The organism is Microcoleus sp. Pol12B4, from assembly GCF_036701385.1.
GTDB lineage: Bacteria > Cyanobacteriota > Cyanobacteriia > Cyanobacteriales > Microcoleaceae > Microcoleus.
In genome coordinates, this window is record NZ_JAUBQR010000033.1 from 10,449 (window position 1) to 23,509 (window position 13,061).

13 protein-coding genes are annotated in these 13,061 nt (G+C 44.1%); 12 read left to right on the forward strand and 1 reads right to left on the reverse strand.

Features of this window, described 5'->3' with window-relative positions; translation table 11 throughout:
• The 12 genes from QUA38_RS07080 to QUA38_RS07135 form a co-directional block, all read left to right on the forward strand.
• Positions 1-1,361 (forward strand): DNA phosphorothioation system restriction enzyme (locus QUA38_RS07080; protein WP_333160394.1); only part of this gene is annotated, 1,361 nt, incomplete at its 5' end.
• Between the two features lie 203 nt (positions 1,362-1,564).
• Positions 1,565-1,840 (forward strand): hypothetical protein, encoded by a 276-nt coding sequence (locus QUA38_RS07085; RefSeq protein WP_172193115.1) that lies wholly within the window; start codon positions 1,565-1,567, stop codon positions 1,838-1,840.
• On the forward strand, positions 1,837-3,903 hold the full coding sequence (locus QUA38_RS07090; protein WP_333160397.1) for an AAA family ATPase: 2,067 nt from the start codon (positions 1,837-1,839) through the stop codon (positions 3,901-3,903). The genes QUA38_RS07085 and QUA38_RS07090 overlap by 4 nt, the downstream gene beginning before the upstream one ends.
• The gene (locus QUA38_RS07095; protein WP_333160399.1) at positions 3,893-4,549 is read left to right on the forward strand and encodes a Uma2 family endonuclease; all 657 of its coding nucleotides are present in this window, start codon (positions 3,893-3,895) and stop codon (positions 4,547-4,549) included. The genes QUA38_RS07090 and QUA38_RS07095 overlap by 11 nt, the downstream gene beginning before the upstream one ends.
• Before the next feature lie 12 nt (positions 4,550-4,561).
• Positions 4,562-4,882, forward strand: coding sequence for a nucleoside triphosphate pyrophosphohydrolase (locus QUA38_RS07100; protein ID WP_333160401.1), 321 nt, complete (start codon positions 4,562-4,564; stop codon positions 4,880-4,882).
• Positions 4,883-4,949: 67 nt separating this feature from the next.
• Positions 4,950-5,420, forward strand: a complete 471-nt coding sequence (locus QUA38_RS07105; protein ID WP_190742092.1) for a DNA phosphorothioation-associated protein 4 — start codon at positions 4,950-4,952, stop codon at positions 5,418-5,420.
• Positions 5,421-5,628: 208 nt separating this feature from the next.
• Positions 5,629-6,486, forward strand: a complete 858-nt coding sequence (locus QUA38_RS07110; RefSeq protein WP_333160402.1) for an endonuclease/exonuclease/phosphatase family protein — start codon at positions 5,629-5,631, stop codon at positions 6,484-6,486.
• Between the two features lie 50 nt (positions 6,487-6,536).
• Positions 6,537-7,955, forward strand: coding sequence for a DEAD/DEAH box helicase family protein (locus QUA38_RS07115; RefSeq protein WP_333160403.1), 1,419 nt, complete (start codon positions 6,537-6,539; stop codon positions 7,953-7,955).
• Between the two features lie 66 nt (positions 7,956-8,021).
• Positions 8,022-8,705 carry a helicase-related protein gene (locus QUA38_RS07120; protein ID WP_333160405.1) on the forward strand — a complete coding sequence of 228 codons (684 nt, stop codon included), beginning with the start codon at positions 8,022-8,024 and terminating at the stop codon, positions 8,703-8,705.
• A 1-nt stretch (position 8,706) separates the two neighbouring features.
• A complete protein-coding gene (locus tag QUA38_RS07125; protein WP_333160407.1) occupies positions 8,707-8,886 on the forward strand; it encodes a hypothetical protein in 180 nt (59 codons plus the stop codon).
• Positions 8,883-10,970 (forward strand): AAA family ATPase, encoded by a 2,088-nt coding sequence (locus tag QUA38_RS07130; protein WP_333160409.1) that lies wholly within the window; start codon positions 8,883-8,885, stop codon positions 10,968-10,970. The genes QUA38_RS07125 and QUA38_RS07130 overlap by 4 nt, the downstream gene beginning before the upstream one ends.
• The gene (locus QUA38_RS07135) at positions 10,970-11,446 is read left to right on the forward strand and encodes a DNA phosphorothioation-associated protein 4 (RefSeq protein ID WP_333160411.1); all 477 of its coding nucleotides are present in this window, start codon (positions 10,970-10,972) and stop codon (positions 11,444-11,446) included. The genes QUA38_RS07130 and QUA38_RS07135 overlap by 1 nt, the downstream gene beginning before the upstream one ends.
• Before the next feature lie 55 nt (positions 11,447-11,501).
• Here QUA38_RS07135 and QUA38_RS07140 read toward each other — a convergent pair.
• Positions 11,502-13,061: DGQHR domain-containing protein (locus QUA38_RS07140; protein ID WP_333160413.1), on the reverse strand; the 1,560-nt coding region annotated here is incomplete at its 5' end.

The following is a 13,061-nucleotide window of genomic DNA, read 5'->3' on the forward strand; positions in this document are numbered from 1 at the left end:
TTGGATTTCCGAAAATGCCGCCATCGCTGCAATTGCGACAGTATCAGCGAGTGGCGGTTGCTAATTGGTTTGCGAATCAGGGACGCGGTACGCTGAAGATGGCGACGGGTAGCGGCAAGACGATTACTGCACTGGCGATCGCCACTGAATTATACAATAAAATTAACCTGCAAGTCCTGCTCGTAATTTGCCCTTACTGCCACCTGGTGAATCAGTGGGCGCGCGAATCCGAGAAATTTGGTTTAAAACCTATTTTGGCTTTTGATAGCGCCCGCAGTTGGCAAAATAAGCTGGCTGCGGGTTTGTATGAAGTGCGATCTGGCGAGCGAGCATTTCTCACAATCATCACTACTAATGCTACCTTAATGGGAGATAGTTTGCGATCGCAACTGCGCTATTTCCCAGAAAAAACCCTGATTATTGGAGACGAAGTTCACAACTTAGGCGCGCCCCGTTTAGGAGAAAGTTTGCCGCGCAATATTGGACTACGACTCGCCCTTTCCGCCACCCCAGAAAGGCATTTCGACGAACAAGGAACCGAAGCTATTTTAGATTATTTCGGCCCTGTTTTGCAGCCGGAACTCACTTTAGCCGACGCCATCCGCCAAAAAGCATTAGTACATTATTTATACTATCCAATTTTAGTAGAATTGACAGAAGCCGAAACCCGCAAATATTCCCGCTTAACTCAAAAGATTGGCTGGGCGCTTTGGGGCGATGAAAAAGTAGAAGAAAACGATGCTTTAACGACTTTATTAATGCAGCGAGCCCGGTTGATTGGGGCGGCGGCTAATAAATTAGTAGCTTTGCGAGAATTAATGATTCACCGTCTCGACACAGCCCATACTTTATTTTACTGCGGCGACGGTGCGATCGAAGGAGGTGCGCGCCGAAATAACAACCGCCAACTAACAGAAACTGCGAAGTTATTGGGTTCAGAATTAGGCTACCGAGTTAACACTTATACTGCGGCAACTCCTTTAGCAGAAAGAGAACGATTGCGCCAGCAATTTGAGAGTGGAGAATTGCAAGGTTTAGTCGCGATTCGCTGTTTGGATGAAGGCGTTGATATTCCAGCAATTCGCAATGCTGTAATTTTAGCAAGCAGCAGCAATCCGCGCCAGTTTATTCAGCGCCGAGGACGCATTTTGCGGCCGCATCCGGGGAAGGAAAGGGCAACTTTATTTGACATGATAGTTTTGCCTCCAGATTTGGGCAGAGAAACCTTAGAAGTCGAGCGCAATTTGCTGCGAAAAGAGTTGAAGCGGTTCTTGGAATTTGCAGATTTAGCCGATAATGCTGGAGAAGCTAGGGTGAAATTGCTGCAAATTCAGAGACGGTACGGGCTATTAGATATTTGACATTTATTAAGGTTCGGTTTATGTTTGAGAATATAGAATTATTTGATAGCAGTTTTAGTTGCTAGTTTAGTTCGCGATCGCACCCAGACTTCAGAAACCAGGTTTCTTTGTAGATTTCTCGTGACTGTTCGCAAAACTCGTAGAAACCGGGTTTCTCGCCCATGAGCCTAGGCCCTGTATATTTTAATATTTGCAAAAACAATATGACGGAAAATCTGAATGAAAATCTGATTATGGCATTTAGATATGAAGATAGTGCGATCGCAGCCGTACCGACAAGCATTTTAGCAGAAAAGCGTTCTGCTTATCAAACTCACCAGGAATTTAGCGACGTACAGCAACCAATTACTAGCGCGCCGCCCGAAGTCCGACAAATTATCGAGCGGGTATTGGAAATTGAAAAAGATAAGTTGTATATGAGAGCTCCCCGCCACATTAACGATGACATTTTAAAAATCATTAAGGAAGCAATTGTATGAAGTTAATCTCAATTACTCTGTGCAACTTTCGTCAATTTTACGGCAAAAGCCCCGAAATTAAGCTAGCTTGGGGTGGGCAAAATATTACAGTAATTCACGGGAATAATGGCGCTGGAAAAACTGCATTAATGAATGCCTTTACGTGGGTACTTTACGGAAAATTTAGCGCAGCTTTTGCGGCGGAAGAACAATTAGTAAACAAGCGCGCTCTGGCTGAGGCAGAAATGGGAAAAGCCGTAGGCTGTTGGGCGGAAATTGTGTTTGAGCACGACAGCACGCGCTATCAAGCAAGACGCATTTGTCGTGGTTATAAAAGTGAAAGCACTGTAGAACATGGCAAGGCTGAATTGTTTCTGAATGTAGCAAAAGAGAACGGTCTCTGGCTGAAGCCGGATCAGCATCCCGATGATATTATCGGGCGGATTTTGCCGGAAAGTTTACATAAATATTTCTTCTTTGACGGGGAGCGAATCGAGCAAATTGTCCGCCACGACAAGAAGGCAGAAATTGCGGAAGCTACTAAGGAGTTGCTGGGGGTGGAAGTGTTGAATAGATCGATCCGGCATTTAGGAGAAGCAAAAAAATCTCTTGAGACAGATTTAAATATAATTGGGAATGCTGAAACGAAGAAACTTTTAAAAGACAAGCACAAAATTGAGCAAGAAGCTGAGCAACTTGCGAGCAGACAAGTAGAAATAGAGCGGGAATTGGCGAACCAAGGGGAGTTAAAAAGAGCAGTTAATAGCAACTTGTTGGAACTTAGCGGTGCTGCGGATTTACAAAAGTTGCGAGACGAATTGGAAATGCAGAAAAGTTTATTTAAGCAACAAATTGTACAGGCTACAGATGCTCTAAAGCGAGCAATCTCTGTGCGCGGTTACGCGGTCTTTCTGTCGGATGCGGCGGCGGAATTTGAAGTAATTATTGGAGGTTTGCGGGAAAAAGGCGATTTACTTTCGGGGATTCAGCGACCGTTTTTGGAAGAGTTATTAGCGCAGCAGCAGTGTATCTGCGGTGCGGAGTTAGTGGAGGGATCTGAAGCTCGCCAACAGGTTAGCGGTTGGATGGATAAAGCTGGAATTGGGGATGTGGAAGAAACAACTATTCGGATTAGCGATCGCGTAGATGAAATTGAGAGACAAGTGGCTGATTTTTGGGAGGAAATTGACCGACAGCAAGGCAATATCAGCCGTGACAGAACCGAACTTTCTCGGGTGGAAAATCAGCTAGACGATATTCACAGCAAGCTGCGAAATTTTCCTGACGGCGATGTCAGCCGCTTGCAAAAGCGGTTGGATGAAATTGAGGCAAAAATTGGCGATTTACACCGGGAAACAGGCTCTAACCAGCAGCAGATTGAGAGTTTGAATGCGCAGGTATCGGCTTTGAACAAGCAAATCGACAAGCAGCAACTAAACGAGCAAAGGCAAGTATTAGCCCAGCGCCGGATTGCTGCAACTCAGGATGCGATCGATCGCCTAACAGAAGTGCGATCGCGCTTAGAAAAACAGTTTTGTTCTCAGTTAGAAAAGCGGGTGCAAGATATTTTTAGTCAAATTTCATTTACTCCTTATATCCCAAAGTTGAGCGATAAATACGAACTAACGCTAGTAGAAAATACGTCGGGAAAAGAATCTTTGGTTGCCGCTTCTACAGGAGAAAATCAAATTCTCAGTTTGTCGTTTATCGGCGGAATTATTGACGGCGTGCGGGAGTGGAGTCAAAAAAATACTTTGATGGGCCCGGATAGCAGTACGTTTCCAATTGTGATGGATTCTCCCTTTGGCAGTTTGGACGAGATTTATCGCAAGCAAATCGCGAATAAGCTGCCAAAGTTGGCGAATCAATTGGTAGTTTTGGTGACAAAAACTCAGTGGCGCGGAGAAGTTGCTCAAGAGATGGAAAGTTCTATAGGCAGGGAATACGTGCTGGTGTACAATTCTCCGAAAGCTGATTGTGAAGAAGATGCGATCGAACTTGGCGGGACGCGCTATCCTTTAGTTAAGCGCAGTCCCAATGAATTTGAATATACGGAAATTGTAGAGGTGGATTATGGCTTCTAATTCGGTAATTACGCAGGTTTTGGAAACGGATATTTGGGTGAAGGCGACGTGGGAAGAGTTTCTGAATTTTGCTGAGGATTCAGCATGGGAAAAGGGCAAGTTTTATTACTATCAAGAACACATGAGGGTAGAAATGTCACCAGTAGGGCCGTTGCACGGGCGTCAAAATTCGATCGTTTCTTATGTAATTATTCTTTTTGCCACCTTGAGAAATATCCGAGTAGTTCAGTTTACTAATACCAGTTTTCGTAAAGCAGGTATTGGCGAGTTTCAACCTGATTTAGCTTACTATATCGGTTCAGATTTGAGAGTGCCTCCTGATGACAGCAATTCAACAGTTGATTTGAATGAATACGATCCGCCTAATTTGGTAGTAGAAATTGGGGCATCTTCTTTTAACGATGATTTAGGCACTAAGCGGTTGCTTTACGAAAATGCAGGAATTAGTGAATATTGGGTGGAACGTGCAAACACGCGGGAGGTTTTTGCGTTTGCGATTAATGGCGGAGGTAGCGGGAGAATTCAAGAGTCGCGGGTTTTACCGGGGCTGGAAATCCGGTTAGTTGAGGAAGCTTTGAACCGGAGTCAAACAGAAGATGATGGGGAAATAAATCGCTGGTTGATTCAAACTTTTAGTCAAGGTTGAAGGGAGTTTGACGTGAAAAAAGAGTATCATAAGTTGGTTCGCGATCGCATTCCTGAAATTATTCGGGAAAGCGGGAATGAATGCGAGTTTGTAATTTTGTCTGAAGCAGAATACCGTCAAGCTTTGCTGCAGAAATTGATTGAAGAAGCGGGGGAAGCGGCGGAGGCCCAGGAGGAAGATTTGGTGGCGGAATTGGCGGATTTGTATGAGGTGATAGATGCGGTGATGGCGAGTTTTGGCATTTCGGGCGATCGGCTTTTGGCGGAACAAATGAAGCGACGGGAAGCAAGAGGAGGTTTTGCACAAAAAATTATGTTATTGCGGACATGGTGAAGTGCGCCTGTGCGGACTTTTGGATATTTGCGAGATGTATTATAGTTAGAAACTAGATATTATGGCAATGGCTGCTAACAAAATTAGAATTGCTAAAGATAAAGCGGAGTTAGTCAAATCATTAACTTTATCGGATAACAACACTGGCCCTTTCCAGACTTACGCCGATGTCATCGCTTTCGCTGCATCCTTGGGAAAGCAGCGGAAAAAACGATCGCCTTTGGGGGAAATTTCTAAACGAGAACCCGGTGCGATAGATGTTGATATTTTTGTATCCAGGGGTTACGATATGGCGATTAAGTTAATTGCGATCGCCGAAACCAAAAATCCTCAAATTCTCTCCCATCTCGACGAACAATTGGAAGCAGAACGCTTGCAAATTTTTGAAGAATATGCTAATGGTGGACTGGAAATTTTGCGAGAAGAGTTGCGGGGTGCGGCGGATTATACCGATCGCCTTTTGTTGGTTTTGATTTCTGAAAGAGACAATCAACATCGGTCAAATGAAGAATTCGATTTAAGCAAGTTCTTATTTTAATAGGTTTTAAATGAAGCACATCCCAAAAGATATAATCCAGAGATGCTTAAAGCAAGCTGCAAAATTTCTCGCTTACAGTTACTCAGCATTTATTATCTGCTATTTCATTTTCAAACTAATTTTTTGGGATAGACTGTGGATTATTGCCTTAATTAGCACTTTTAGCCCCTTAATTTTATTCCCACTTTTCTTGCTTCCGATCATCGGAGTGTCAATTATCAAAAAAAGATGGTTCACTATTATTTCGGCTATCGCCTGCATCCTCCTAATAAGTTGGCTGCACGTCAAATACTTTTATCCCACACCAATCAAAATCACAGATTCCCAGCCCAGCATCAAAATTTTATCCCATAACCTCAGTTGGCATAAAACTCAGTCACCTACTTTACTAAAACTGATTAACCAGCAAAAACCAGATATTATCTTTTTACAAGAAATCGTTAGGAAACATACCGAAAGAGCTTTCACCTGGTTAAAAGCAGACTACCCGTATCAAATTGGCACTCCCCCTGTAGGAATTCTCAGTAAATATCCGATTGTATCTAGCGAAATACTGCACTTAGCCGGCCATCCAGAAACGCAGCAGCGGACAATTATTAAATTTAACGAACAAGAAGTAGTGATTTATAATATGCAAGCTACCGGGCCGTGGTTGAGCCGATATAAAAAATTGCGTTTTCTCAAAATTCCAGTTTACAAATATGACAAACGATCGCCTGAAATTCAAGACTTAGTGCAGCGAGTTGAGCGAGAAACTCTGCCAGTAATTGTCGCGGGCGATTTTAATATGACAGACGAAACTCAAGACTATGACAGAGTGCAGAAAGTCATGCAAGATTCTTTCCGAAAATCTGGATTTGGGTTTGGTTTTACCTGGCCTCACGGTTGGGAACTTAACTTATTGGTAAAAAGCGCGAATTGGAGATTAAATTATCCGGTTTGCCGGATTGATTATATTTGGTATTCAAAGCATTGGGGTGCTAAATCTAGTTCGGTTTTGGAGGCAACTGAGTCGGATCATTTGCCTGTAGCAGCAGAACTCATTTTATTGACAGCGGCTAGATAGCGAGAATTAGTCTATACTAGAAAAATTAGCGGGGATTAGGGGGTACGGCGTTGAGCTTGAGAGATTTAGCGATTCAAGATGAGTACCGGAGCGATCGCTGCGATCTAATCCAAGAATTTTACATTCCTTGTTTGGAAAATGCTACAGTTTACAAGCGAGCCGTTGGTTTTTTCTCTAGCACTTCGATGGCAGCCGCCGCAAAAGGACTGACAGCATTGATTCGAGTGGGCGGCAAGATGCAGCTCGTGGCTTCTCCACATTTGTCCCCAGAAGATGCGGAGGCGATCGCGGCAGGGTTGAGACAGCGGGAAGAAGTCATTGCGAGTGCAATTTTGCGAGAACTCGACTTAGAGTTTGAGCAAACTGTGCGCGATCGCTTAGTTTGTTTGGCTTGGCTGTTGGGACAGGGAGTGCTGGAAATCAAGCTAGCAATTCCTAAAAACCTTCGCCGTTACGGCATCTATCATGAAAAGTTAGGAATATTTGCCGATAAAAACAGCAATTTAGTTGCTTTTACTGGTTCAGCTAACGAAAGTTCATCAGCTTTAATTGACAATTTTGAATGTATTGATGTATTCTGTTGCTGGCATCAGGGAGTCAGCGATCGCGCTCTAAGAAAAGCTGAAAACTTTCAGCGGCTGTGGAATAATAATACTGAGAATTTAGAAGTAATAAGCTTTCCCGAAACTGCTCGGAGATCCCTGCTGCGGCTGTACCCGGAGCGATCGCCTCAATGGGAACCAGGACTGCCACAAAAACCTAAACCATCTGTTTCAGAACGTAAAGGAAGTTATAAAGTAGTTCCTTTAAAAGAAGAACCCCCCGCGAAACCTCAAAGCGAAACGCTCCAGATGCCAAGCGATATAACGCTGCGACCCCACCAGATACGCGCTCAGCGCGAGTGGTTTACTCATTCTGGAAAAGGCATTCTTGAAATGGCAACTGGCAGTGGAAAAACTATCACGGCACTTGCCGCTGCTACCAATCTATACAAACATATTGGTTCCCCATTACTAATAGTTATTGTCTGCCCCTATCTTCACCTTGTTTCCCAGTGGATAGAAGAAGCAGGACGCTTTAGACTCAACCCACTGCCTTGTGCTATCAGCCGCACTCGATGGGAAGAAGAGCTATCAGTTCGCCTCTACAACTTAAGAGCTAAAATCCAACCTCTAGCAAGCATAATCACCTCTAATGCTACTTTCTCCTCAGAACTTTTCCAACACCAAATCCGCAAATTTTCTAGCCCGTTTCTCTTAATTGTCGATGAAGTTCACAATTTTGGTGCAGAGCAGTTGCGGACTTGTTTACCTGAAAAGGCTGGTTATAGATTAGGACTCTCTGCTACACCAGAACGCTGGTTTGATGCAACAGGAAGTAGGGCACTAACTGACTATTTCGGATCAACTTTGGTTCACTACACTCTGAGTGAAGCTCTTAAAGAAGGGGTTCTTTGCCCCTATCGCTAACTTGTAGAACTCACAGATGATGAATTCGATCTATATTATGAGTTAACCGTAAAAATTGCTCGCGCTTTGGAGGCAAATAATAAAGCTTTACAGGAAGCATCGACAGGCATCGAGGCTTTGCTAATTCAGCGATCGCGCCTCATTGCCACAGCCCAAGGCAAACTTGAGGTTTTACAGTCGCTTATGGCTCCTATGAGGCATACCACACACAACCTGATCTATTGCGGTGATGGTACAGTGGAAACAGAATCAGAGAAATCTGTAGAACGCCAAATTGATGCAGTCACCCGGTTATTAGGTCGTAATTTGGGTATGACAGTTGCTAAGTACACTGCTGAAACTCCTCTGAGTCGGCGAGAAGAACTACGGCATCAGTTCGCGCAAGGTGAGGTTCAATGCCTGGTTGCTATTCGATGTTTAGATGAAGGAGTTGATATTCCAGAAACACGAAGAGCTTTCATTCTTGCCAGCAGTTCTAATCCCCGTCAGTTTATCCAGCGGCGGGGCCGTCTTTTACGAACTTCACCAGGAAAACAAATCGCAGAAATCTTTGATTTTGTAGTGGAACCGCCCGCACAGTTCACGCGCCTTGATTCTCCCCATTATGCCCTAACTCGCGGTTTATTTGGAAAAGAGTTGAGGCGGACAATCGAGTTTGCTAAACTGGCTGTCAATGGGCCAGAAGCCCTGGGTAAATTATTAGATTTGCGCGATCGCTTAAACTTACTTGACTTAGGCGTGGAGGAATGAAATGTCAGGAGCGGAAGAGGATATGAAAAAGCAGACCGAGTCTATTCTCAGAGAGCTAAGTGCTGAAGAGCGCGAAATTCTATGGAGGGTTATTAAAGCAGAGCGCGACAAGCTCCACATGAAAAATCCAAGAGGTATTAATGAAGATATTTGGAAAGCAATTACGGAGATTATCAAATGATTTTTAAGCAACTCATTATTGAAAACTTTCGTCAATTCTCTGGTAAGCAAGTTCTTAACTTTGCCACCAACCCCCAAACCAATGTTACCGTGATTCATGGGTTTAACGGTTCAGGAAAAACTACTTTACTGAATGTTTTTATTTGGTTATTGTACGGAGTATTTTCACCAGACTTTGAAAATCCAGAGGATTTAGTAACCGAGGCAGTATTCGCGCAGCTTAAACCTCAACAAAATATGGTCACGTCGGCCAAGTTAATCTTTAACGATAAAGGACTAGACTATACAGCCGAACGAAAGCTTCTCATCGGTAAAGATGATACAGGCAAACGCTGCATTCATAGACCTGCTGAATTAACTTTGAAATATATCGATGAAACAGGGGAAATTAAAGAACGAGGTAACCCCCAAGACTCCCTAGAACAGCTATTGCCCAAATCCCTTTACCCTTTCTTCTTCTTCAACGGCGAACGCATTGAAAAACTGGCAAGTACAGAAGCCGGCGAACAGATTGAATCAGGGGTGAAAGTGCTGCTGGATATAGAAGTATTCGACCGGGCGATCGCACACCTTGACCCGAATGGGAAAGTCGCGAAGGATTTGCGAGATGAAATAGCCAAGCACGCTGGTCAAGAAGGCTTGAAAGCAAGTCAAGAACGCAACCACATAGAAGAACAAAAGCAAGAGGTGGAAGAAGAACTCGCACAAATGCGGCTCAATCTCAAAGCCTTCTATGAGGAGAAGGAAAAAATAGATACCAAGCTTTCTGAAATGCCTGAGTTAGCCATTTGGCTAACTGAACGCAAAGCGAAAGAAAAAGAACTGGAATCTACCAAGGAACAGTTAAGAGAAAATCGTAGGAAATTAGCACAGCAGCTATCACAGCACGGTTATTTAGTTTTAGTTCCAGAGATTCTAGCAAAAGCAAAGGAAATCTTAGCATCCGCTCATCAAAAAGGGGAATTGCCCATTCCCATGAAACGTCAGTTTGTCAGCGAACTGCTTGAAAAAGGGGAGTGTATCTGCGGGCGCGATTTGATTGAGGGTCAAAATTTTTACAAGTACGTGAGAGAGTGGCGCGATCGCGTCGGTTCAGAAGAGTTAGAGGGGGCGGTATCAGTCACAAACGCAAAATTACTGTCACTATTCCAGCGGCGCGAAACCGCTATTCTAGAGATTGCCAAAATTCAAACAAAACAAGGCGAACTTCATCAAGACATTCGCCGCCTACAGGAAGAACTGGACGAGCTCTCGTCTCAAATTGGCAATCGCGAGTACGGCGAGGATCGCGTCAAACTTGAAGGACAGCGCAAGAAATTAGAAACAGAAATTACTAATTTGAGCATTGAAATTAATGATAAGGAAAAGCTAATTAAGGAATTAGAAGCGCAGCTCGAGGAGAAAGATCGCGAAATCAAAAAGCTAGATAAGGTAGACAAGCGGGGAAAGCTAGCCCAACAGCGCTTGGAAGCTATGTCAAATGTTAAGTCCGCGATTGAAAAGATCAGGAAACTGCGTCACCAACAGCTTAGCCAAGATTTGTCGCAGCGATTGGGTGAGGTGTGGAGTCGGATCGCAATCAAAGACTACCAAGCTAAGCTTGATGAGCAATATCATCTGTGTCTGACTAAGAATGTTGGTGGCGTTGAGAAGCATGTGGGTGCTTCTACAGGTGAAAAACAAGTGCTGAGTCTCGCCTTTATTGGCAGCTTAGTCGATAAAGCTCGCTCAATCTATGATGAAAAGGTGGATCGAAATCAGTCAATTCTTTTTAAAGGCGGACTCTACTCACTGGTCATAGATGCACCCTTTGGTCAACTAGAGTCGGAGTATAAAAGAGAGTTAGCTGTCTGGATACCCACTCTTGCGCCACAGGTAATCTTCTTGGTTCCTGACAGCCAGTGGAAAAAAGAAGTTGAGGAAGAGTTGCAGTCAAGAATAGGCTCTGAGTGGATACTGCAATGCTTCACTACCAAAGAAGGAACAAAGACAAAGACAATTACTTTGCGGGGACGGGAATATCCCTATGTAGTCAAATCTAATCATGAATTTGAACAAACCCAGATTGTAGAGGTGGAACACTAATGGCAGAGAAATTTATTACCATGCCTGCCGACTTTGAACAGTTAATTGACCAACTGAGAGAGCAAGGCCCTTTTGAAACGAATAAAGCCGTAATGAATTTTGCCGCCGCAGTTGGCTGGTATTTTGTCAAAAAGAGAGAGCCCAGAGGTAAGGGCACTCACGGTCGCGAAATCCGCTGGAATGTTTTTGAAGGTAGCAATGATGACGCATTTATCCATGTTTTAGCATTAGCTGAATCCGAGTCAATTGAAATACTGGGACGCGATCGGCAAAAAGGCGAAGACGATCCCATTAAAGTATTTGAGGAGTATGCTACGGCTGGACTTCAATATATCCAAGGCAAATGCGTTGATGTTCCAGGCGATCTACTTGACAATCTTTTGGATCTAATCGCTGAGGTAAATGCCCGTCCAGTCGCTCCCCCTCCAGGTTTAGAGGGGCTAACGCCTGAAGCTCTAGACTTCTTAGCAGGATGAATAATTTATAGATTATCCTGGGGCTATGAAAACTAATGTAAATAGAGGGATTTTGCTAAGACAGCCCTGGCGGCAATCCTACCTCTTGCGGCTGCACCAATCGGCCGTTAAAACTAACAGCTTTATCCTCAAAAGTCCTCGCTTCCGCCACCGCTTGCCGCAAATGAGCTCGCTCCATATCGTCCTGAATTCCCCCCACCAAATATACAATTAACTTCGTCGCTAAATCCTTTCCAGAAACTAGCACTCGCTTTTTGTTCGGATCGTACAAAATCCCGTACCAGGCAGACTCAGGATTGTCCATGTGGCTAAATCCTTCATCCACATCGTACCTGCGGAGTTTGTCGAAAATAGATTTCAGGGAAAGTTTCTTCCTAAATACTAGAATTCCCAAAGCATTAGCTAAAGCAATTTGACCGACTGGACGGAACAAAATATTTCCCTCGCCCCCTGGCTTTTCAAAACTAAATCGGCGCAATTCAGCCGTTTCTTCGCCGCTTTCAATTCTTTGATAGCTGGGTAAAGTTGCTAAATGATCGAACAATTTTTTAAACTCTTCAATTCCCTCTTTTAGTTCTTCATCTTCGGGACGCATGGGGATTAAACCTTTTCGTTCCGGCTTCCAATGAGGGAATTTGTATTCTAAATACCGTTCGGACATATCTTGCAGCGCTTGCAATGTGGTTAAGACAGTTGATTTTGCTGCGACTGTGGCGCTATCCCAATTGACGCGGGGGTTTCTGTCATCTTGTTCTTTTAATAAGGGATGGGTGACGGCAATTTTTCGGGCCGCGATCGCAAATCCGTTGTCCTCGTTCAATAATGCTAGCTGGCCCTGACTCAGCGTTACCGCCATTAGGTTAACGTGCACAAAGATCGATCGCACGCGCCGTTGTGCTTGCTGTCGCGTTTCCCCTGCTACCGCCGCCGGGATAAACTCAATCCCGATTTTTTCGTGAGCTAATTTATACACGGTTTCGGGGTCTATTTGATACTCTTCTGCTAAATCTTCCAGAGTAATTGCAGCGCCCACAGGTTTTTTATTTTTGTTGTATCTTTGCAGGATTCCGGTTTTAATTAAACTCATTAAACCTTGAACTCCCATCAGCCGATGCTGGCCGTCTAAGGCAAAAATTGAGACTTTTTGAGAGACATTCAAAAGCCCTAAGTTCTCATTTTTATCAAAGGATGTAAATTCAGTCGCGGATTTGGTTGCTACGCCATTTTTATCCCATTCCTCGGCTAAAGGATTATCTACCCACGGGGGACTGACGACTACTAAAACTGCGGGGAATTTGTGCGATTTTCGGGCTGCTAAATATTGAGTTAGGGTGGCTTGCCGCGACCAATCTAAGGGACGCTGGATAATTTCGTCAATGGTTTCGTCGTCGCGGACGATGTTGTTGGTTTGGAGGTCAAATTTTTGGCGGAAAAGCGGCATCTGCGAGGCGAAACGGACGCGAGAGTCTAACCATTCTAGGGTGACTGAACCGATGTATGCTTCGCTGTTTCCCATCTGGGTTTTTTGGACGAAAATGCGATCGTCCTTTCCTAAATAATTATCTAATAAAAGTGCGATTTCCTGTCTGTCGCTATTTTCTTTTTCTAAAATTTT

What these genes read in the sequence shown, in the direction of transcription:
- QUA38_RS07085 (WP_172193115.1), top strand. Translation starts at nt 1,565, where the DNA reads ATGACGGAAAATCTGAATGAAAATCTGATTATGGCATTTAGATATGAA.
- QUA38_RS07090 (WP_333160397.1), top strand. Translation starts at nt 1,837, where the DNA reads ATGAAGTTAATCTCAATTACTCTGTGCAACTTTCGTCAATTTTACGGC.
- QUA38_RS07095 (WP_333160399.1), top strand. Translation starts at nt 3,893, where the DNA reads ATGGCTTCTAATTCGGTAATTACGCAGGTTTTGGAAACGGATATTTGG.
- QUA38_RS07105 (WP_190742092.1), top strand. Translation starts at nt 4,950, where the DNA reads ATGGCTGCTAACAAAATTAGAATTGCTAAAGATAAAGCGGAGTTAGTC.
- QUA38_RS07125 (WP_333160407.1), top strand. Translation starts at nt 8,707, where the DNA reads ATGTCAGGAGCGGAAGAGGATATGAAAAAGCAGACCGAGTCTATTCTC.
- QUA38_RS07130 (WP_333160409.1), top strand. Translation starts at nt 8,883, where the DNA reads ATGATTTTTAAGCAACTCATTATTGAAAACTTTCGTCAATTCTCTGGT.
- QUA38_RS07135 (WP_333160411.1), top strand. Translation starts at nt 10,970, where the DNA reads ATGGCAGAGAAATTTATTACCATGCCTGCCGACTTTGAACAGTTAATT.